Annotated in this window: 14 protein-coding genes and 4 pseudogenes; 14 read left to right on the forward strand and 4 right to left on the reverse strand. The window is 71.5% G+C overall.

What is annotated here, in order from left to right; genetic code table 11:
- Positions 1-302 precede the first annotated feature (302 nt).
- The 6 genes and pseudogenes from ACFYR3_RS22635 to ACFYR3_RS22660 all read left to right on the forward strand — a co-directional run.
- A pseudogene (locus tag ACFYR3_RS22635) lies at positions 303-467 on the forward strand (IS5/IS1182 family transposase); the annotation flags it as partial.
- 334 nt (positions 468-801) lie between these two features.
- On the forward strand, positions 802-1,101 hold the full coding sequence (locus ACFYR3_RS22640; RefSeq protein ID WP_355859016.1) for a hypothetical protein: 300 nt from the start codon (positions 802-804) through the stop codon (positions 1,099-1,101).
- 122 nt (positions 1,102-1,223) lie between these two features.
- Positions 1,224-2,201, forward strand: a complete 978-nt coding sequence (locus ACFYR3_RS22645; RefSeq protein ID WP_389284532.1) for a transposase family protein — start codon at positions 1,224-1,226, stop codon at positions 2,199-2,201.
- Between the two features lie 636 nt (positions 2,202-2,837).
- The gene (locus ACFYR3_RS22650) at positions 2,838-3,110 is read left to right on the forward strand and encodes a DUF1998 domain-containing protein (protein ID WP_355847108.1); all 273 of its coding nucleotides are present in this window, start codon (positions 2,838-2,840) and stop codon (positions 3,108-3,110) included.
- 1,009 nt (positions 3,111-4,119) lie between these two features.
- Positions 4,120-4,482, forward strand: coding sequence for a hypothetical protein (locus ACFYR3_RS22655; protein ID WP_355846889.1), 363 nt, complete (start codon positions 4,120-4,122; stop codon positions 4,480-4,482).
- Complete coding sequence (locus ACFYR3_RS22660) at positions 4,479-5,138, forward strand: nucleotidyl transferase AbiEii/AbiGii toxin family protein (RefSeq protein ID WP_355846892.1); 660 nt, start codon at positions 4,479-4,481, stop codon at positions 5,136-5,138. The genes ACFYR3_RS22655 and ACFYR3_RS22660 overlap by 4 nt, the downstream gene beginning before the upstream one ends.
- A gap of 233 nt (positions 5,139-5,371) precedes the next feature.
- On the opposite strand, the pseudogene ACFYR3_RS22665 reads toward ACFYR3_RS22660, so the two are convergent.
- The 3 genes and pseudogenes from ACFYR3_RS22665 to ACFYR3_RS22675 form a co-directional block, all read right to left on the reverse strand.
- A pseudogene (locus ACFYR3_RS22665) lies at positions 5,372-5,893 on the reverse strand (DDE-type integrase/transposase/recombinase); the annotation flags it as partial.
- A 107-nt stretch (positions 5,894-6,000) separates the two neighbouring features.
- Positions 6,001-7,257, reverse strand: a complete 1,257-nt coding sequence (locus ACFYR3_RS22670) for a hypothetical protein (protein ID WP_389284534.1) — start codon at positions 7,255-7,257, stop codon at positions 6,001-6,003.
- 21 nt (positions 7,258-7,278) lie between these two features.
- Positions 7,279-11,922 (reverse strand): CHAT domain-containing protein, encoded by a 4,644-nt coding sequence (locus ACFYR3_RS22675; protein ID WP_389284536.1) that lies wholly within the window; start codon positions 11,920-11,922, stop codon positions 7,279-7,281.
- Positions 11,923-12,064: 142 nt separating this feature from the next.
- Here ACFYR3_RS22675 and ACFYR3_RS22680 point away from each other — a divergent pair, with 142 nt between their 5' ends.
- The 3 genes and pseudogenes from ACFYR3_RS22680 (at position 12,065) to ACFYR3_RS22690 (ending at position 15,275) form a co-directional block, all read left to right on the forward strand.
- Complete coding sequence (locus tag ACFYR3_RS22680; RefSeq protein WP_389284538.1) at positions 12,065-12,427, forward strand: CATRA system-associated protein; 363 nt, start codon at positions 12,065-12,067, stop codon at positions 12,425-12,427.
- Positions 12,402-13,929 (forward strand): annotated as a pseudogene (locus ACFYR3_RS22685) (CATRA conflict system CASPASE/TPR repeat-associated protein). The gene ACFYR3_RS22680 and the pseudogene ACFYR3_RS22685 overlap by 26 nt, the downstream one beginning before the upstream one ends.
- Entirely contained in the window at positions 13,926-15,275 is a 1,350-nt protein-coding gene (locus ACFYR3_RS22690) for a KamA family radical SAM protein (RefSeq protein ID WP_389284540.1), read from the forward strand. Before ACFYR3_RS22685 ends, ACFYR3_RS22690 begins: the two are co-directional and overlap by 4 nt.
- A gap of 220 nt (positions 15,276-15,495) precedes the next feature.
- Here the strand turns inward: ACFYR3_RS22690 and ACFYR3_RS22695 are convergent.
- A pseudogene (locus ACFYR3_RS22695) lies at positions 15,496-15,690 on the reverse strand (transposase); the annotation flags it as partial.
- A 530-nt stretch (positions 15,691-16,220) separates the two neighbouring features.
- On the opposite strand from ACFYR3_RS22695, the gene panD reads away from it, so the two are divergent.
- The 5 genes from panD to ACFYR3_RS22720 all read left to right on the forward strand — a co-directional run bounded on the left by panD (position 16,221) and on the right by ACFYR3_RS22720 (position 20,470).
- Positions 16,221-16,640, forward strand: a complete 420-nt coding sequence (panD, locus tag ACFYR3_RS22700) for an aspartate 1-decarboxylase (RefSeq protein WP_355846909.1) — start codon at positions 16,221-16,223, stop codon at positions 16,638-16,640.
- 53 nt (positions 16,641-16,693) lie between these two features.
- Positions 16,694-17,038, forward strand: a complete 345-nt coding sequence (locus tag ACFYR3_RS22705) for a GNAT family N-acetyltransferase (protein WP_355846912.1) — start codon at positions 16,694-16,696, stop codon at positions 17,036-17,038.
- Positions 17,038-17,721, forward strand: coding sequence for an aspartate/glutamate racemase family protein (locus ACFYR3_RS22710; protein WP_389284542.1), 684 nt, complete (start codon positions 17,038-17,040; stop codon positions 17,719-17,721). The genes ACFYR3_RS22705 and ACFYR3_RS22710 overlap by 1 nt, the downstream gene beginning before the upstream one ends.
- A 916-nt stretch (positions 17,722-18,637) precedes the next feature.
- A complete protein-coding gene (locus ACFYR3_RS22715) occupies positions 18,638-18,862 on the forward strand; it encodes a hypothetical protein (RefSeq protein ID WP_261706625.1) in 225 nt (74 codons plus the stop codon).
- A 396-nt stretch (positions 18,863-19,258) separates the two neighbouring features.
- Positions 19,259-20,470, forward strand: a complete 1,212-nt coding sequence (locus ACFYR3_RS22720) for a DUF4157 domain-containing protein (RefSeq protein WP_355847111.1) — start codon at positions 19,259-19,261, stop codon at positions 20,468-20,470.
- The last annotated feature ends 187 nt before the right edge of the window (positions 20,471-20,657 follow it).

Raw genomic sequence — 20,657 nt, forward strand, 5'->3', positions numbered from 1 at the left:
CGAGGCGCACTTTCCCTTCGGGCGGCGGACACAGGAAAATTCCATGTGTCGATCTTGAAGTGACCGGGAAGGGTGCGTGCGGGGTTCCGCGGGCACCGTACGGGTTTCGCGCGGCCTCTTACGGACGCCGTACGCGTGGAGGTCGGGCGTACGGCGGGGTCTCGGCTTGCAGCGCGCACCGCCTTCCGGGTGTTTCCGCGGGCCTCGCCGCTCACACGCTGTGCCGCCCGCCTGGTCGACTCCGGGGAACTCGACAAGCGGCCCCTCGCCCTGAAGGGCGTTGCAGAGGGCTGTGAGCTGGGCGGTTTGGGCGGTTCCTCGCGTTCGGGCCGGCCGCACGTCCCGTCGATGCCGGGGACCGGCTGTGGATCGTGGACGGCAGGCTGGTCCCTGCCAGCGACCGCAAGGTCGGTGCCTTGAGCCACAACTCCCGGTTCTCCGCAAACTTGCAGGTCGTCATCGACGCCACCGTTCCACCCAAGAGATACCGCCAGGTGCGTGGCTGGATGGACGCCGGTGTCGCCCCCTCGGACATCGCGGTGCCGAAGTCGTCGCATGCGGCCGACTGTGGGCGTCTGCCGGCGTCTACCGCCTCCCCGACCGTGAGCTGGTGAGCCGTCACTACACCGTGTGCAGCACCTGCGGGCGCTAACGAGTTGGGGAGCGATTGACGTCAGGGCGTCCTCGGCCATTGCGTGCCGGGGCGCGAAGCCCGGTCCTGGTCTCTGAGCCAGCCGCTCGCGTGGCGTGGCGGCGAACTTAGACTCGGTGCAGTCCACACGTGCGCGTAGGGGAGACCGGGTGCCTGACAGCCGACCGAGCGTCCATATCGTCATTTTGCGGCTGCGCCCTGAAGCGAGCCGCGAGGCGTTCCTCGACGTCACGCGCCGGATGGTGGACTGGCTCCGGCTGCAACCCGGCTTCGTGGGCTACGAGCTCTACGAGGCGGAGGAGAATTGGGCCGACCGTCTTGAGTGGGAGAGCACCGTCCACGCCGAGCAAGGTAGGCGGGCGTTCGTGGGGACTGACATTTACGCCGAGATGATTGGGTACGTGGAAGACGACCACCACGGCATCATCGGCCGCAGCGTCCCGCTCTGATGCCCCGACCGCTCACGCCGTGGTGCCGAGAGGCGCGTGCGCGGCTCAGCGCTCCAACGACTTGGATGCGGAATCGCCGACTTGGCCGTGACGTGACAAGGGCCGCGCGGGTTGGGGATGTTGTGACGCATTCTCAGGCCCGCGCGGCCTGCTCCCATATTGCCCTGACGGGCTTGTCCCGCGCACGTCTCGGCGAGTTGATCGAAGAACTCGCTCCGAAGTGGACAGCTCGCTGTGACTCGGCCCTGCACGAGCGTCGGGGCGGGGCACGGCGTCGCGCCGTCGGCGCTGGACCGGATCATCGACTGGTGTTCGTGGACCGGGTGCTGGTGACGCTGGTGGTGCTGCGGCTCGCAGTGCCGCACGCGGCGCTCGCCGTGCTCTACGGCGTGGACCGCTCCACCGTCTCGCGGGCCGTGCGCGAGGTGCGGCCCCTGCTCGCGGCGCGGGGCTTCGCCGTTCCCGACCGGCCGGGAGTGCGGCTTCGCACTCTGGACGACCTGTTCGCCTACGTCGACGCGGAGCAGGTGCGCCTGCGGATGGACGGCACGGAAGTGCAGGTCCGCCGCCCCAGGGTCAACCGTGCCGGACGCCGCTCCTTCGTCTCCGGCAAGCGCAGGCAGAACACGATCAAGACCACGACGTTCTGCGACGAGCAGGGGCGCACGCTGTTCAGCGGGGTCGTGCGGCCGGGACGGATGCACGACCAGACCGCCGTTCGCACCGAGGGCATCGGCGAGCAGTTCCGTCTCCACCCCGAGGTGGCAGCCGACGTCGACGAGGGCTACCGGGGGCTGGCGAACGAGTTCCCGGACCAGGTCGGCGCCCCTCCGCGCAAGCCGAAGAAGGACTCCCCGGAGGGCGACAAGCTCGCCTGGCGCGAGCATCGGCGGCGGCAGTCCTCGCGACGTATTTGCGTGGAGCACGCCCAGGCCGAACTCAAGCAGTGGAGACCTCTCCAGCGGTACACCGGCCGCCGGGACGCCTATGCCGAGACCCACCTGGCCATCGCCGGGCTGGTATCCGACCGGGCAGCAGCCCGAGCCACCCGCCGCAAGACGAGCACCGAACTGGTGCTCGCCCGACGGGCCGCCTGCTGATCACACACCAGCCGAACCGCCAGGTGAGCACACCCCGACGTCAATCGCTCCCCGACTCGTAAGCGGAGGCCACCGAGCCCGTGGATCCCACCTGCACTGCCTGCGGCTCGGTGTCCACATCCTCGCCGCGTCGCTGTGTCGAGCCCGTCTATGGCTTCGTCGCCGCACGCGGGCCCCAGCGCCGCCCGGGCCGGACGCCGCCGCGCCGGTCCTGGTACGGCGATGTCCACATGTCCACATGTCCACATGTCCACCGATACCGCTGATGTGCAGGACGGGGCGACTGCCTTCGACTCCGGCCACACCACGCTCCGGTCGGCGGGAGCACGTGGCGTGATGGTCGTTGTCTCGGAAGGGCCGGGCGGTGCCGGTTACGAGATCTGCGACTGGTGCGGCTGGGGGCGACCACATGCCCGGGCGGGAAACCGGCGAGGTGGTCACCCACACCTGCTGAAGGACACGCAGTGCACCGGCCCGCTGCGGGTCGTCTCCCTCGCACACCGTTACCAAACCGACTTCCTTCAGGTTCACCTCGACCCGCTCACCGCCCTCTCGGCACCACCGGAGCGTCTCCGTTCCGGGGCCTAAGCCCTGCTGGAAGGCGCGGCCACGCATCTTGAGATCAGCCGTGACGACATCGACGGCACGGTCCACACGGGAACCGACGGGATGCCGTCGCTGTTGTTCTTCGACACCACGCCGGGCGGCGCGGGAAACGCGATCCGGGTTGGAGAGCATTTCGCACCGGTCATCGATGCCGCGCTCGCCCGCGTGGACGGTTGCGAGTGCGGCCTGGAGAGCAGCTGCTACGCCTGCCTGCGGACCTACCGCAACGAGCGCTTCCATGAACTGCTGAGTCGCCGTGAGGCCGTTGCGCTGCTCGATGCCTTGGCAGGCCGGATCGCCTGATGAAGGAGGGAGAGAGGTTTGCCTTGAGGCATGCTCCACCGGCACGGACGAGGGAGAACGCGAATGACACGTCATTGGGCAGCCGGAGTTCAATGGCCAGCTGGCGCGGCCCTCTGCGCCTACTCCAGGGCATGCTCACGTGACAGGGCTCTCAGTGTGCTTCTGAGCGCCGTTCCGTAGCCTGGTTCCGTCTGTTGCCCTCGCGGGCAGAGCCGATGTTCTGGGACACTTCCCCCTCTGCTCGGCGCTGGATCATGAATGACAGCAGCGGGAAATCAGTCTGAAACCAGCAGTTGTAGAGTGAAGACCGCCCTTGACCTGTACGAGCAGGCAGGGAGCCGACACTCCGGAGTTGCCCAATGCTGCGCACCATGTTCAAGTCCAAGATCTAGCATCTGGACATTTGTGCAGGTCAGGAGCCTTGTGGGGTGGCTCAGGTCAGCAAATGGTCAGCATCGGGCGCGGGAGCGTTCCGGTTTGCTGACTTGGTGGCTGCCGTGGCGGGGGCCTGGACACAGGTGCCTGGCTTCCGCCTGGGACGTTCACTGCGTTACTCGACAGCTCGTCCGCGGCGCGGGTCCTGAGTGAGTGGGCTGCGTTCGGGGCCGAAGCGGCGTGCCTTGTGGATGCCGCCTGCCCCCTCCGGTCGCTACTGCGACCTCGCCCGCCCTGGTGTCCTTCTCGTCCACTGTGCTGGCGTCATGGGCCTCGGCTTCGGCACCGTCGTCATTTCCGACACCGAGACCGAAGCCGCAGCCGACTCCACTGCGTCGGCCCTTCGCGTGACCTGCTGCGTCATGGTCACCCGCGCCCTCGAGCGGGGCTGGTCCCGGTCTGCAGGGCAGCGGCTGCCGCGCCACCCGGGGGCCTGCGCGGGTGGGTGATGACGTGCTGAGCGCGCCCACTGGGTGAGATGTCCGAGGGAAGGGCGGGCGGCGCCCGCCCCGTACGTACGGCAGGGACCCCTGTATCCGCCATGCCGCCGCCTCCCAGCAGCGATACTGGATGCATGGACACGAGGATCACCGCCCCCCGCGCCGAGGTGCTGCGGGACCGCTACCGCAGCCGACTGCCCGAGCGCCTGCAGGAGCTGGTCGGCCCCGTCGAGGGCAACGTGGACCTGCCGCTCCACATCGTCTGGTCCGGGCGGACGAGCTACAGCCTGGACCGTCCGAAGTCCCGCATGACGCTCTACCGGACCGTCCTCGCCGAAGGACTGAGTGAGGACCTGGTGGCCTTCCTGCACCATCGGTTGCTCACCGAGCAGTGGTCCGTGCTGCGACGCTTGATCAGTCCCTACATCCGCGAGGTCTGGGAGGACGCCTTCCCCGAGCTGCTCCGCACCGCTCCGGCCGGCACGACCGCCGCGTGAAGCTCACTCCGCTCCACGAGCGTCTCCTCGCCGACATCCTCGACCTCGGCTCCCCCTACCCTCTGGTCCTCACCGGCGGATACGCCGTGCAGGCCCATGGCCTGGTCGAACGCTTCAGCCGTGACCTCGACGTCGCCACCGAGAACCCCGCTCCGATGGAGGAGATCGTCGCCTCACTCACAGCAGGCCTCAGCGCACGCGGATGGCGGACCACGCACGTCCAGACCGATCCGCTCAGCGGTCGGTTCCTCGTCACCGATCCGGACACCAGCGAGGAGTGCGAGGTCGACATCCTCAAGGAGGCGTTCTGGGCTCCGCCTGCCCAGACCCCCTACGGTCCCGTTCTTTCCCTCGACGACGTGATCGGCACCAAGGTCCGTGCCCTCGCCGACCGCGGCACCGTCCGCGACCTCATCGACGTCCAGGCTGCCTCCCGCCACCGTTCCACCGCCGACCTTGAATCCCTGGGCCGCCGTCGCGCCCACGACGAGTTCAGCCTCGAAGACCTCCGGGACCGGCTGATCGGCGCGGACTGGTACGAGGACGAGGATTACACCGCGTACGGGCTCACCTCCCGGCAGATCGAAGAACTCAAGGCGTGGGCGCTGGAGTGGGCGGAGGATCTGGGTGCGCGGATCCATGACGAGAACGCCTGAGAGGCGGTCCTCGCGTCCATCCCCTCTACCGCCGTGGCAACGAGAGGACGCGGTGCAGCCGGCAGGTTCCAACCCGGAGCCGTCCACGGCGGGTGGCTGCCCTGCACGGCAGCCGAGGGGTATCCCGCAGTGGACTCACGGCGAAACCGGGCTGCGGTAACGGTCAAACACTGCATCCCGCTCCCACGTCCAGTCCGGGGCCCGACGGAGGAAGGGGCAAGGCCCAAGAACGACTCGGCGAAGGCGGCCGCGTTGTATTGGGCGCCCCTGTCCATGTGGAAAACGAGGCCGTGAACCCGGCCACCGCGGGCGGACACGGCCATTTCGATCGCGTCGGTTACCAGCGAGGTGCGCATGTGGTCGGTGATTGATCAGCCCACCATCTTCCTGGAGCAGATGTCGATCACCGTGGCGAGATAGAGTCGGATCGGGCCGACGGCTATGTAGGTGATGTTGCCGCACCACCTGGTATTCAGCGTGTCCGCGGTGAAGTCGCGCATCACCAGGTCCGGCGCGGGCGGCGCGGTCCTGTCCGCGATCGCCGTCCGCTTTTTCTGCAGGTGCCGGCCGACGACGTGGTTGATCCGTATCAGCCGGGTGACGCTCCCCCGCAAGCGGGGGTACTCCCAGCGGTTGATCCTCCGTCCCCTCGCACGCAGTTCGGCATGGACACGCGGGGCACCGTAGGCGCCATGATGCTCGACGCGGATGGCGCGGATCTCGCTCACGGTCCGCTTCTCCTCGGCCTGGCGCTCGGCGCCGGGGAACGCGCGGGTGAACCGCACCCGGGCCGGGTTCGGTTGTCGAGCGCATCTGCGGCTGGCTGATGCCCCACCGCCGTCTCGCACGCGACTGCCGGGTTTCACTTCTCCGCCCGTCGCAGGGTTTCACACACTTCGCCGAGCAGGAGGCCGATCGTGTGACGGTCGGGGTCATGGGGGCCCAGGGCGAGGTGGGCCTCGGTGAGGACGCGCGCCGACTCGCGGAGGTCGGCCGGGCGCGGGCGGGGCGCGTCGGTCCAGCGGCGGTACAGGGCGGAGCCCAGGTTCGCCAGGTAGGCGCCCCGGCGAGGGTGTGGCTGGGCGGTGCCGCGCCGCAGGTGCTCGATCGCCTCGTCGAGCAACGGGCTGTCACCGGGACCGCACTCGTACTGCCGCACGAGGGCGCAGCCGAGGTTGTTGCGGTGCGTGGCGAGGAAGGGGTGCCCGCCGGGGATGGCGGCGACCGCCCGGCGCAGCAGTGACACGGCCTCGGCGAGCTCGGCGGGCTTCCCGGTGTGCTCGTTCAGGACCCGGACGGTGGCCCCGAGCGCGCCCAGGACGAGCGGGCGGTCGGCGGCGTCGGCGGGGCACGCGGCCAGGGCCCGACGGCCGGTGTCGACGGCCCAGTGGATGTCGGCGGGCAGGCCGAAGTGCTCGAAGCGGGTGCGCAGGGCGAGAGAGACGTTGTTCAGCGCGCTGGCGCGGCCCACGTCCAGCGGCGGCCGACCGTCCGCGCCGCGCAGTCCCGTTTCGACGGCCTCGTCGAGGTCGGCGCGGTTTCCCCGGAACGTGTAGCGCGAGAGCAAGGCGCCGCTGAGGCCGACCAGGGCGTTCGAACGCTGCTGGTCGCCCGGAGGCAGGTGCCCGGCGAGCCCGCGGTACCAAGCGATACCGCGGTCCTCAAGGCCGGTGTCGCCATGGGCGCGGCCCTGGCCGCAGAGCAGGGTGGCGTACGACCGCCACAACTCGGCGGATTCCTTGGCGAGTTCACCGGCGCCGCCCCGCCACTTCGGGGGCACCGACCCCGGCCGCGTCCGGTGCACGAGCGCGAAGAGCACCACCGAGGCCTGGGCGGCTTCCACGGCCAGCGGTGCCTCGGGGCCGCGGCCGGCGTACTCCTGGGACCGGTAGGCGTGGAAGCGGGCGAGCAGGTGGAAGGCGTCCAGCACCGGTTCGTCCAGGCGCACTCCGGCAAGACCGCCCGTGCTCAGCGTGCGGTACGGCACGGGCGGTGCCGCCGCCGACAGCAGGGCCGCCGCGTGACCGGACGCCTCGGGGCCGATCAGGGCATCGGTGTCGCCGTCGACGTAACGGTCCATCAGCCGACGCAGCCGCGCGCTGCCGTCCAACTCGGCCATGGCTTCTCCCTCGGGTGCGCGTCAGGCGCCGACATGGACATGGGCGGCCCAGGCGGCTGGGTGCGCGGGCCGCCGGCCGCGCAGTTCCCGTACGGCGGCGTGCAGGGCGTACGGGCAGCCGCCGCTGTCGAGGTCCACCGCCCCGCCGGACGTCAGCATGTCGTAGACGGCGGCGGCGACCCGTGGGCCGGAGGCGTCGGTCATCTCCCACAGGGTGCCGACCACGTGCCGGTACCCGGCGAGGACCAGGGCGTTGGCGATGGTGAGGCACTCGTCGGCGAGCAGTGGGCCGCCGCGCGAGGTCGAACAGGCCGAGGCATAGGCGAGGTCGGCGTCCGCCAGGTCGAGCCGGGCGATCCGGCGCAGCGGCAGGAGCCCGTCGTACAGGCGCAGGGCGCCCTCACCGGGCCGACTCCGGTCCTGCTCGCCGTGGCAGGCGAAGTGGACCCAGGGGCGGGTGGCCACGAGCTTCACGACCTGCTCCACGACCGCGTCCGCTCCGACGAGGAACCGCCCGTCCGACCTGAGCCTCCTGAGGTGCTCCAGCTCGCGCCGGGCACCCGCCAGCGGCCGTGCGCCCGGGGTCGTCGGCAGCGCCACGACCAGGGGCGCCCCGTTCGCCGGGGAGCACCAGGCACGCGCACGCCTGCTGTGCACGAGGGCGCGCAGGGTCGGCGTGTACGACGACACGACGAGGTCGAGCGCACCGATACCCGTCCCGTCCTCGGCGTAGGGTCCGGCGGCGTGCAGGGGCAGCAGGGTGAGAAGGCCGGTGGGACACCACCACAGCCGGGGTCCGGGGTGGTCGGCCGCAACGGTTTGCGTGCACCCGATCGCGGTCAGCACCGGTTCGGCGACCGCGGTCCACAGCCAGGTGAGGGTGCCCAGGATCTCGCGTTCGGCGACCGCGAGCAGGTGGTCGTCGGCCGTCGTGTCCGCGGCCGTGCCCACGGCCTGCAGGAAGAGGTCGGTGCGGCGGTTGACCGCCGACCGGGTCAGGACGGGCAGCGGTACGGCGGTGACGGTGTCCGCCGTGACCACGAGGGCGTCGCAGCGCAGTTCGCTGACGTTGACGAGGACGACCGGGCCTTCGCGGCCGGCGGAGAGGAGTTCCGCCACGGCGGGCGGCCGTTGGAAGCGCTCCTGACCCGGCAGGGCACGGATCTCGCGCAGGACCTCCTCGCGTCTGCGGGCGAGTTCGGCCCATGCGCCGGCGTCCTGGGCCGCCGTACGGCGTGCCGTCACGTGCCCGTCGCCGGAGCCGGCTTCGGACGGGTGCTCCAGTTCCCTCGTCAGCTCGGCGTAGGCATCCGCGAGCGCCGGGTGCGCGGAGCGCAGGACGTCGAGGGAGGAGGCCGCGTCCAGGGTCTGCGTCAGCAGTACGCCACGGCCTTGTTCGAGCAGTTCCACGGCCCGCTCCCCGTGACCCTGGGCGATCACGCACGCTGCCGCGTCGCACGCCACACCCCCGAACTCCGACAGCAGCCGCTCCCGGTCCGGCCTGCCGAGCCCACGCCAGGCCACCTCGTCCAGGAGTTCCACGGCACGGGCGAAGTCCTCGCCCGCCGCCGGCACGTCACCGCACCGCAGGGCCAGTCGCCCCGCGCTGACGGCGGCCCGGGCCCGGTCCGGGGGCGCGGCGGACAGCGTGTCGTACGCCGCGCGATAGTGCCGTAGTGCCTCGGCCCGGTCCTCTGCGCTGTCCCGGTAGTTCAGCCTGTAGCACAGCGCCCCGCCCAGGCCGGACCGGACTGCCACCCATGCCGCACTGCCAGGAGCGTGATCCGCGAGCTCGCGCAGCCGCTCGATGGCCTCGTCCAGGGCCGCGGGGTCGGCCGTACGGACCGCGTGCTCGACGCGCGCGCCGGCGGCGTTGACCCATTGGGCGTGCCGGTCGGGGTCGTCCGCCGCCATGGCGGCGGCGGCCCGCTCGTGGACGTCCACGGCCTCGGCGAGGCGGTTGAATCCGCCGTCGAGGTCGCTCCACGTGCGCAGCGCCGAGCCAAGTGTGCTGAGCAGCCTGGTCTGCAGCATCGAGTCCGCCGGGGCCAGTTCTGCTCCCTCGCGAAGTACGGTAACCGCTGTCTCCGCGACCCTGGGGTCGGATGTGCGGCGGGCCAGCCGAAACAGGGCACCGCCGAGGTTGTGCCGGTGCCCTGCCCCGTTCGGATGCCCCTCGCCGGTGAGGCGGACCGCCTCCAGCAGCCGGTCCACGCCCTCGCGCAGGGCCTCCGTGTCGCCGGTGCGCTCGTACCGCCGGGTGAGCGCGTTGCCCAGGTTGGACAGCCGGGCAGGACGGGACTCCGGGTCGTCGGTGTCGTCCACGGCGATGCGGTAGCTGCGCACCGCCTCGTCGAGGGCCTCGTCGTCGTCAGCCCGCTCATGGAGTTCCAGCAGCGCGTTGCCGAGGCTGTCGGCGCACCAGGCCCTGATCATCGGTTCGGTGTCCGACGGCAGTTCGGCGAGGGCGGTCCGCAGGACCGTGACCGCCTCGTCGGAGGCTGCCAGGTCGCCCGCGCGGATGCCACGTGACATGAGGATGGTGCCGAGGTGGATGCGGGCGTGGATGTCGTCGAGTCGGGTACTGCCTGGCGGCTTCCGGTCCACCGCAGCCTGCAGCAGAGTCCGGGCACGCTCGAAGTCGGCCGGGTCGCCGTCGAGTTCGTAGCGCCGCTTGAGAGCATCGGCCAGGTCGGTGCGCAGGCCCGGTTCCGGGACGTCGCCGGGGCCGGCCGGCAGTTCCCGCTCCAGCGCGGCGACGGACGCGTCCAGGGCGGTGCGGTCGCCCGTCCGGTCGTAGTGCCGGCACAGGAGCCTTGTCAGCAGGGACACGAGGGCGGTGCGAGTGCCGTCGTCGTCCGGGTCCGCGGTATCGGGGGGCGCGCTGGGCCGGAGAACGTCGAGGGCTTCGTAAAGCAGTGCCGGGTCCCCTGTCGGACCGCCCGGGGCGGGGGCGAAGAAGCCGCCGGGCGGCAGGTCCGGGCCCGGCGGGCCGTCCCAGTCGAACCAACCGGTGTACCTGCTGACCACCATGGCGGCCAGCAGGAGCCCCGGGACGGGGTCCGGGCCGCCGGGCAGGTCCCGGGCGGCGGCGATCCGTACGGCCACCCGGCACTGGGCGATGGCGCGATCGAGATCGGCCGGGTCACGGGTGCGGCCGTGGCGGGCCTGCAGCGCGTGGACGAGGGTGAGACGGGGGCCGGGCTGTTCGTCGGGGTGTGCGTCGGCCGGCAGCGCGGCGGCGAGGAGACCCACCGCCTCGTCGAGGGACGTCTCGTCGCCGTCGTCCAGGAAGCGCTGGTACAAGGCTTGGCCGAGGATGATCCGGCTGCTGTCGAGCCGGTGGGGTGAGCGGCTGGGTCCGGTCGCCCGCAGGAGCGCGATCGCCTCGTCGAGGGCTTCCCGGTCGGGGCTGTGGCCGTGGCGGCGGCACAGCATCTCGCCGAGGGAGATGTGTACGTCCCTCAGCGCCTCGGAGTCGTCGTCCAGCTCCCGCAGCGCGGCGCGCAGGAGATGGATCGCGCGGTCGACGTCGGCGACGGCGCCCGTCCGGCCGGCCAGCTGGGCGGCGAGCAGGCCCAGCCCCAGCATCAGCGGTGGGCCGTCCGGGTCCGGGGGGCTCGCCGCGAGCGCCTTTTCGTGGACGTCGAGCGCCTCGCCGGCCGCCCCGTCGTCGCCCCGCTCACCCAGCGCACGCAGGGCCCCGGCCAGGCCGGTCAGCCACTCGGAGCGGAACGGGTCATCGGAGGGAGCCTCGGCCACCGCAACCCGCCGCGCGTCGACGGCGGCCCGTACATCGGCCGCGCCGCCGCCCCGCTCTGCGCGCCGCAGCAGTGCGCCGCCGAGGTTGGACAGCCGCAGGGCGCGGTCGTGGCTGCCGGGTTCCGCGGCGTCGGCGGCGCGGCGGAAGGCGGTGACGGCGTCGTCGAGGTCGGTGCCCTCCGGGCGGAACTCCACCCGGGTCACATGCACTTGGCCCAGGTTGTTGAGGGCGATGCCGCGGTTGCCGTCGTCCTCGACGGCGCTCGCCGCAGCCTCGCCCAGGGCTTCGGCCGCCTCGTCGAGCTGAGCCACCACCCGGGTCGACGCGGCCGCGGCGTGCAGGACGGTACCGAGTCCGGTGAGGCAGGAGGTGCGGCGGGGGCCGGGTCGGGCATGCCGGAGTGCCCCGCGCCAGAGGGCGATCGTCCCGGCCAGAACGTCCATGGCCCCGGTCGTCTGCCAGATCCCGAACAGCGTTCCGGTGAGCCGGTCATAGGCGTCCTCCAGGCCGCCGGGGTCCGCCGTGCCAGGCGGGGGATCGAGTACGGCGTCGAGGAGGATGTCGTACAGCGGTGGCAGCTCCCATGCGGATACCCCGTGCAGGTGTACGGCGAGACCGAGGCCGAGTGCGTGTTCCTCCGCCGTCGCCCGCTCCGCCGGCCCGGCCACGCTCTCCAGCGCACGGGCCCGTACGAAGCAGGCCCAGGACGCGAGGTGGGCGGCCCCGACATCGATCCCGAACCCCGCGCCGGGCCGTATTCCGACAGCGAGTGCGCGTACCAGACCAATGTCCTCGACGCACGCGGGATCGAAGAGTTCGGACGCGTCGCCGCTCCGCATGGCCAGGGTGAGCCGGGTCCCCAGGTCGGTGAGCACTCGTTCGCGGGCAGCGTGATCCGTCATACGGCATGTCCCCGTTAGGTCCCCAGGCGCCCGGACCGACCGCCCGTGAGCTGAATGGTAACGATCTGTCATGGGTAGTCAGCCATGCGTCAGATGGCGTATTCAGGATCCGAACAGCCGTCTTACGACCGTGAGGAGACCGATGGCCCCGCTCGACGCCGAGGACAAGGCTCACGCCCAGCAGGCCGTGAGCAGTTTGACCGAGCCGGACCCGGACACCGGGGAACTGCTCACCCTGACCGTCGAGCAGTGGCGTCGGCTCGGCGACCACCTCGCCGAACTGCGCAGGGCCGGGGAACGGGGTGACGTCTTTGGCTTCCGTTTCCACCTGGGCAGGATCGAGGTGCTTTCCCGGCGCGTCTCGGAGGTGCCCGGTCCGGGGGAGCTGCCCGCTCCGCCGGACCTCGTCGAGGAGCGCAACGCGCTCGTCACCGACCTGGATCTGGTTCTGGAGCCGGGACGGGGGGCCGGGAGCGGGGATGCGTCGCGTTCCGACGACCAGTAGGCCCGCGCTGCTCGTGGCCTGCTTCGCGCCCGCTCGTGCCGGGTCCGATGCGGCGCGGGCTCGCCTCGGCACGCTGTGGCAGGGCTGCCGCGCCCTCGGTATGACGGAGGCGCTGCCTGGCGCGGCCGTTGGCCCGGACCTGACCCTCGGGGCCGTACCACGCGTCGGCGTTCCGGCTCATCGCCACGGCGTGTCGGCCGCTCGGTGGCGGCGAGGTGTACGCGGCGTTCGTGTTCGTCGAGCACGATGTGCTGGGCCTGGTCGCGATGCTGGCGCCCAACGTCGAAGGCGGCGTGCTGGCCGACGGCTGGGCGGCCCTGCGTGACGAGTGGCGGGGGGCGGTGCCAAATCCTGCGGCGCCCATGAAGGGCTTACTCGGTGAAATCTTGCTCTACCAGGCGCTGTTTCGGCGGGGTCGTGAGGCGACGGCGGGCCGCCTGGACGCGTCGGTGCGTGCGGCGATGCCGGTCGCGCCGGGCTCCCTGCACGCGGGGCACGACCGTACGCGGGACGACTTCTTGCTCTGGGAGGCTACGGACACCGATGGCGTCGCCGTCCGCCGGACCCTCGCGGTGCTCGCCCCGGACACGGCGGAACGGGCGCTGGACCGGTGGATATGGGCCACGGCCGGGCACAACGGGCTGATGCCGTTCGCCCGGTACCTGCTGCACGCCTCCAAGGCCAGGCACGCGGCGCGGGTGCACCGGGCGTCGGCCGCCGCCGACGAACTCGTCGCATCCTCGGACGACGCGGTGCGCTCCGTCCTGGTCGGCGTACGCCCGGAGGACGCTGACTGGGCGCCGTCGCTGCCGGACCTGTCCCGGTCCCAACGGCGCCTGGACGCAGAGCGCTTGCGTCCGACGGGCCTGATCTGGCGGACCACCCGGCTGCGTCAGCTGCGGCGGACCGTCGACACGGCACTGGAGAACATGAGGCGCTACGTTCCCGAGGTCAGCCGGTACGGCGAAGGGCCCACACTGTTCGCCCGCGACAGCGGCGCCGCGCAGGCTCTGGCCCTCCAAGTGGACGGAGACCTGGTCCACTTGGAGGCGGCGCGGGAGCGGTCGGATGCGGCGCGGGGGGTGGTGGCGGAGGCGATCGACCGTGCCGTCCGTGAGCACCGCGAACGCATCACGCTGATCCAGACGTCCGTGCTGAGCGCGGTCGTCACCGCCCTCACCACCGTGCAGGCCTTCGCTTACCGGCTGCCCGTGCCGGCCGCGCTGCAGACCTGTCTCGTCGCCCTGTCGGCGGCACTGGCGTTCGCGCTCCCGCTGGTGCTGCTGCGCTGGGTCGGCGGCGTGCCGGCCGGTGCTCCGTACCGGTGGGTGGACGCGCTGGCGGGCGGCGCGCTGGGGGCCACGGCCGCCTGGACGGCGGTCACGCTGGCCGCCCGGCTGGCGGGGGACGGGGTGGCTCCGCCGGGGGTGAGCGTGCCGACGGCGCTGGGGGTCGGCGCCGGGGCGTGGGTGGTCACGTGGCGGAGGGGGCGGGCCGGATGAGCGAGCCGATCGCCTCCGTGTCCGCCGGAATCGGTTCGGCCGGACGGGGGCGGCCCTCCGCGCCGCGGTTCCGGGCTTTCACGGCCCGTGATCTCGACACGCTGGCGAAGCGCGCCGGCTTGTCCGCCATGGACCAGCTGGCTCTGCGGGCGGTGGCCGCGGTGCTGCCCTTTCGCACCAACTCCTATGTCGTCGACGAGCTGATCGACTGGTCGCGGCCGCTCGCCGACCCGGTCTTCCGCCTGACCTTCCCCCAGCCCGGCATGCTCTCCGCACCCGACCTGGCCCGAATGACACGGCTCGTGGCCGGGCAGGCCCCGTCGGCCGAGGTGCGGCGGGCCGCGAATGCGGTCCGGGCCGGGCTGAATCCACACCCCGCCGGACAACTCGACCTCAACGGAGCCACGTTGGACGGCAGGCCGGTGCCGGGAGTGCAGCACAAGTACGCCGAGACCGCGCTGGTGTTTCCCCGGCAGGGCCAGACCTGCCACGCTTACTGCACGTACTGCTTCCGCTGGCCGCAGTTCGTCGGGCAGCCGGAGCTGCGGATCGCGACCGACGACGCCGACGACGCCCTCGCCTACGTGCGGGCCCACCCCGAGATCACCAGCGTGCTGCTGACCGGCGGCGACCCTCTGGTGATGACGGCCGAGGTGCTGCGCCGGTACATCGAGCCGCTGCTGGAGATCGACTCGGTGCAGTCGGTGCGGGTGGGCACCCGGGCGCTGACCTTCTGGCCGTACCGTTTCGTCACTGATCCGGACGCCGACGCCCTGCTACGGCTGTTCGCCAAGGTGGTCCCGCGGGGTCGGCACCTGGCGGTGGTGGTGCACCTCACCCATCCGCAGGAACTGCGGCCGGAGATCGCGCGCACCGCGCTGCGTCGGATCCTCGACACCGGTGCCGTCGTGCGCTGCCAGGGCCCGGTGGTGCGCGGCATCAACGACGACCCGGCCGTGTGGGCGGAGCTGTGGAACACCGTGACCCGGCTGGGGGCGGTGCCGTACTACCAGTTCGTGGAGCGCGACACCGGCCCCCGGGACTATTTCGCGGTGCCGCTGGTCCGTGCCTACGAGATCTTCCGTGACGCCTACGCCCAGGTGTCGGGACTGGCCAGGACGGTCCGCGGACCGGTGATGTCGACGACCGCGGGCAAGGTCTGCGTCGACGGCGCCGCGGACATCGCGGGCACCCGGGTTCTCGTCCTCCACCTGGTCCAGGCACGTGTCCCGGACCTGGTCGGCAGGCCCTTCTTCGCCGCGTACGACCCCACAGCCATCTGGCTCACCGACCTCCGCCCGGCGTTCGGGGCGGAGGAGTTCCTGCCGGGGTTACCGACCGCCTGACCGCCATGTCGCTGGACGGGTGCATCGCGGACCCGGAGGCGGGGCGCGAACGCGGCTTCCCCCAAGACCGGGGAGTAGCCGCCGTCACAGCCCTGTCAGCTGGACGACACATCCGTCGGCGGAGCGCAGGATGGGTGGCCTCCCACCGCTGACCTCCTTCACCGACGGCCCCTTGTCGGCCGCGGCAGGCCGGCCAGCACGCGGCGCAGCCGCGCCGGGCTCCGTGCCCACGCCGGTGCTCAGCCGCCAGGGACAGCTCGACCAGCGTCTTCACCGGCCCGTCCGCGCACAGCACCGCGTCGGCGAGCTCGAAGAGCGCGTCCGCCCGCTTGTAGAGACACTCGTAGAACTCGACCCGAAAGCGGGACAACCGCCCCAACGCCTCGCTTCCGGGCACATCGACGGGCAGACTCATGGGCAGCGGCCGTTCTCTCGTGCTTTGTGACTCGACATCTCGAAGCGTGGAGAACGGCCGCCTTCGCTGTCCCGGGAAGAACCGCAGGTCAGCAGGCCGAGTGACCCGCGATGTTAAACGCCAACCTGAGTCCAGGTGATACCGACGCTTGGGTAGACCCCAGCGCGTCTGCTCACCGCGGCGATACCAAGTGAGTCCACCTCTCGGTCCCGCTCCAAGCTCGCACTCGTCTACGGGCAGGGGCCGAATCAACTCTGGGCGGGCCGCGTGCTACCGATCCCCAACTCGCCTAACGAGACGTCAGGTAAGTCAGCGTCCACTCAGCATCAGTCCCGCACGGTTCTTCGTATATGGCCGAGTCGGTGGTCCCGCGGCAGCCTGGTCGGCGCAGAAATGCGCAGGCGGGGTGCCTGGTCGCAGCAGCACACGATGTTCCTGGAAGTCTTCGAGTTCAAGGCGTGTCGATGTACAGTGTGGGACGCCTTTGACCTGCAAAAAGTGGGCAGGGAGCCGTCTTCCAGGAGTTCAACATGCTGCGCACCATGTTCAAGTCCAAGATCCACCGTGCCACGGTCACCCAGGCCGACCTGCACTACGTCGGATCCGTCACCATCGACGCCGATCTGCTCGACGCCGCCGATCTGCTGCCCGGTGAGCTCGTCCACATCGTCGACATCACCAATGGCGCCCGCCTGGAGACGTACGTCATCGAGGGGGAGCGCGGATCGGGGGTCGTCGGGATCAACGGAGCCGCGGCCCATCTCGTGCATCCCGGTGACCTGGTGATCATCATCAGTTACGCTCAGGTCGCCGACGCCGAGGCTCGGGCGCTGCGGCCGAGCGTCGTGCACGTGGACCGCGACAACCGGATCGTGTCCCTCGGCGCCGACCCGTCCGAGCCGGTACCGGGCTCGGACCAGCAGCGCAGCCCGCAGGCCGTCACCGCCTGATCCGCGACGGCAGCATCGCAGGACCCCTGGAACCGAGGACCCGAGGAGTGCCCGTGAGCGACATCGAGATCCGCGACGACCGGCCGGCCGGCCGCCTTGAGGCGTTCGCCGGTGACCAAGTGGTCGGGCACATCGAGTACTTCGTCCTGGAAGAGCCCGCGCGAGCCCTCGTCCCCGTGCACACCATCGTGGAACCGGCGCACGAGGGTCAGGGCATCGCCGGCTCGCTCGCCCGAGAGCTGTACGGCATCGCCGCACGCGAGGGCGTCGTCGTCGCGCCGCTCTGCCCGTACGTCGTGAAGTGGGCGGCGCGGCACCCCGAGGAGGCTCCGGCGGCCGACCCGGCGCTGCTGACCGCCGCGATGGAGTGGCTTGCGGCGCATCCGGGACGTTTCTGATGGCCGGGGCGCCGATCCCGCCCCGGTCCGGACCGCTCGCCCTGCTGCACACCTCGCCGACGCATGTCCCCGTCTTCGACGCGCTGCGCGACGAGGCCCATCCGGGCCTGGAACTGCGCCACTTGGTCGATGAGGAACTTCTCGCGAGGGCCCGGCGGGAGGGGCCCGAAGCGGTGGCCGACGACGTGCGGTCGCTGCTCGCCGGGGCTGTCGCCGACGGCGCGCGGGTCGTCCTCTGCACCTGCTCGACCATCGGCGCGGTCGCCGAGCGGGCCGACGCTGGGGTGCCCGTGCTCCGCGTGGACCGTCCGATGGCCGCCGCCGCGGTGGCCGCGGGCCCGCGGGTCGTCGTCCTCGCGACGGTGACGAGCACCCTGGAACCGACCGTCGCCCTGGTCGAGGAGGAGGCCCGCCGGGCCGGCCGCCCCGTGGACGTCCGTACGGCGCTGGTCGAGGACGCGTGGTCGCTGTTCGAGGCGGGTGACACGGACGGCTGCGCCCGCGCGGTGGCCGACGCCGCCGACGCGGTGACCGACGCCGATGCGATCGTCCTCGCCCAGGCGTCCATGACCGCGGCCCAGCGCTTCACCACCACCTCGGTGCCGGTGCTGTCGAGCCCGCGCCCGGGGCTCGCCGCGGCGGCGGAAGCGGTCCGCGCGGCGCATGCGGTGCACGCCGGGTAGGTGCTGCCCCGCCCGGTGGTGGGCCTTGCCCCACCACCGGGTTGTGGTCCGCGTGGTGCATGCGGCGCACGCCGGGTGGGCCCTGCCCCACCAGCTGGCGGGCTCTGCCCCACCACCGGGTTGCGCGCCGCGCGGCGTATGCGGCGCACGCCAGGTAGGCCCTGCCCCACCAGCAGGCGGGCCCTGCGCCACCACCGGGTCGCGCGCCGCGCGGTGCACGCCGGGTAGGTGCTGCCCCGCCAGCGGCTAGACCCCGTCCCACCAGCAGGTACGCCCGACGGCCCCACCAGCAGGTGGGCCCAGTCCCATCAGCGGTTCGCGCGCATCCCCAGTGGGCCGACCACACATTCGTGGTGCCGTTCGTGGTGCACCGGGTTGGCCCACCCGGTCGCCGTCTCTCGTACGACGGGGTGAGTGGGTGCGCCCGGGCCGGGTACGCGTGGGACAAGTCCAGAGCCGACGCATCGACTGGCTGGAGGACCACCATGACGCATCCGTATCCCGACCCCGTGAAGCCGGGACCCACCCCTGGACCGAGCCCCGACCGCCCGGAGCCCTTCCCGGACCCGACGCCGAAACCGGGCGGTCCCGATCCCGTCCCCGGTCCCAACCCGGATCCCGCCCCCGGGCCGGAGCCCGTCCCGTCGCCCTCCCCGATCCCGAAACCGCCGGGCCCCGACCCGGTACCGGAACCGCAGCCCCGGCCCGGACCGCTGTCCTGACGGACGTCCGGCGTTCGGCCTCTACGGGTGCCCGGCCGGAGGCGTGAGCGACAGGGGTTCACGCGCCCGGCCGGGGGCGCCGCCCGGATGCCACGCCTGCGTGCGAGTTCGCGGCCTGTCCGTCACGCGGGACGAGGGAGAGGGGGAACCGACCCCGATGACCAGGGCCCGCACCTGTTCAATACACTCCGCCGGTGAACAACATTCGGTGCACTCAGTGCGGTGTGGTGGGGCTGGAGCCGGGCTTCGTCGAGGACTCCGGACAAGGCGCTCGCGGGTTCGCCCGGTGGATCGAGGGCGCCCTTGAGCGAGGCCCGCTCGGTGGTGCCAAGAGGATGGGCCGACCGCACTGGCAGATAGATGCCTTTCGCTGCCCCAACTGCGCACACCTGGAACTGTTCGCCGCCCAGCGGGACTAGGTTCGCCCGACTGCACGTTCTGGAGGTGGCGAGGCCCCCGCCCCTGCCCGCTCTACCGCTGAACGGCGTCCCCTCTCCAACGGCCGGCGCGGTCGGCTCGGCGAGTATCTCAGCTCGGTGCCGCTCGACCGGCTTGTCCCGGCAGCGCCTGCCCAGTTCTGCAGCGACTCTGGGTTGACCGGCTGGTGACAACGTCCCCGGCTCGTCCGGCACCATGTCGGGAACCTGGCCCGGCGGCCGTGGGGAGCATGTCTCCGTGGCGGGAGGGGTGAGGGTGGTGCTGCGGTGGCGACGACGGCACGGTCGTGCCCCAATGGACTCATGGGTGAGTTCTCTGTGGCTGTCCATCGCGCCCACGATGCAGCGAGCCACACCTGGCGGAGTGTGCGGAAGGTGATGAACACCGCGGGGAAGCCATTGGAGGTCCCCGTGAGGCGGGACATGGAGGCGCGCTTCGGAGCGGACTTCTCCCGGGTGCGCGTACACACCGATGAGGCTGCGGCCGCGACGGCAGGTGGCCTGCGGGCCGCGGCGTACACGATCGGAACGCACATCGTGTTCGGCGCCGGCCATTACCGGCCCGGCTCGGCGGACGGCCTGCGGACACTCGCGCATGAACTCACGCATGTTCTCCAGCAGCGCTCTCCGGCTGCCGACGTGAGGACACCATTGGGTGTCAGTCATCCGCAGGATCCTGCTGAACGCGAAGCCGAGGCCATTGCGGAACGGATGGCCGGCAGCAGACGGACCACTCCGGCCGGGGCTGGCGTCAGTTCATCCGGCAGCCATGCTGTGACGGCCGTGTCGACCGACTGCAGAAGTCGGAACACGGTGCAGCGGTGCGGCCCGGTCCCGTGCGACTGCGCAACGGAGTTGCGGGTAGCCGCTGAGGCGCCTTCGGTGGTGTCTCGGATCGCGGAGGACGCCGCTACGCCCGTCGGGGAGAGTTCGGACACGGCCGACGCGGACCGGGAGGATTCAGTCCACGACGGGGACACCCCACCGGGCGGCCCGATCCTGCCCGTCCCCGACAGCCCCGATGAGCTCGTGTCACCCGAGCCCCTGACCGCCGAGGGCGGTTCCACGGCAGGACAACGCACGTCTCTGCCCGCGGCTCATGACCGGCACCACGACCCGGTCCCCTCAACCCGTAACCCGTGGATCAGCCGAATCGCGATCGACCTCACGAGCCAAACCATCCGGTACGAGTGGAACAACGGATCCCCGGGGAGAGGCAGTTCCATCTCGTCCGGGCGCGGACAGCCATGTACAGTGCACGATCCTTGCGCCGATCAGAACAACCTGAATTGCACTCCGACCGGGACCTTTTCTCCTGCATTCCTGGGCGGCCCTGGCTACACGAACAGCAAGGGCGATGCAATGGCCTGGTATGTCGATATCGGCACGGGCCGTGGCATCGGCATCCACGACTCCCAGCCAGTCCTCGGCCGGCCCGCCTCGCATGGCTGCGTGCGCGTGCCCATGGACGTGGCGCAAACCATCAACCAGCACGTCATCAGGCGTACCACGATCGTGATCTCAGGAAAGGCAGCCACTGTCCCCTGGCGGGACCGGACGTGCAGGTCGGGACCCCACCGGTGGCGATGAGTGAAGTGCAGCGGCTGTGGGCGGAGTGACATCGGTATCTTCTTGGTGGAAGGTCCTCACCTGCCCCGTCCCTGTGCCTCGGACAGGTCGGCCAGTTCGTCGAGGGAGGGCTGCAGGCATGCCGACACTCTGCCCTCCTCGCACGCCAAGGCCGCCACGATCCCCGCTCCGGGAACGTGACGGCTTC

The sequence above is a fragment of the Streptomyces sp. NPDC005784 genome (assembly GCF_042871525.1).
Classification (GTDB): domain Bacteria; phylum Actinomycetota; class Actinomycetes; order Streptomycetales; family Streptomycetaceae; genus Streptomyces.

Bases quoted from the DNA above. Each gene is read 5' to 3' on its own strand.
- ACFYR3_RS22655 (WP_355846889.1), top strand. From the start codon at position 4,120: ATGGACACGAGGATCACCGCCCCCCGCGCCGAGGTGCTGCGGGACCGC.
- ACFYR3_RS22670 (WP_389284534.1), bottom strand. From the start codon at position 7,257: ATGGCCGAGTTGGACGGCAGCGCGCGGCTGCGTCGGCTGATGGACCGT.
- ACFYR3_RS22675 (WP_389284536.1), bottom strand. From the start codon at position 11,922: ATGACGGATCACGCTGCCCGCGAACGAGTGCTCACCGACCTGGGGACC.
- ACFYR3_RS22680 (WP_389284538.1), top strand. From the start codon at position 12,065: ATGGCCCCGCTCGACGCCGAGGACAAGGCTCACGCCCAGCAGGCCGTG.
- ACFYR3_RS22690 (WP_389284540.1), top strand. From the start codon at position 13,926: ATGAGCGAGCCGATCGCCTCCGTGTCCGCCGGAATCGGTTCGGCCGGA.
- panD (WP_355846909.1), top strand. From the start codon at position 16,221: ATGCTGCGCACCATGTTCAAGTCCAAGATCCACCGTGCCACGGTCACC.
- ACFYR3_RS22710 (WP_389284542.1), top strand. From the start codon at position 17,038: ATGGCCGGGGCGCCGATCCCGCCCCGGTCCGGACCGCTCGCCCTGCTG.
- ACFYR3_RS22720 (WP_355847111.1), top strand. From the start codon at position 19,259: ATGAACACCGCGGGGAAGCCATTGGAGGTCCCCGTGAGGCGGGACATG.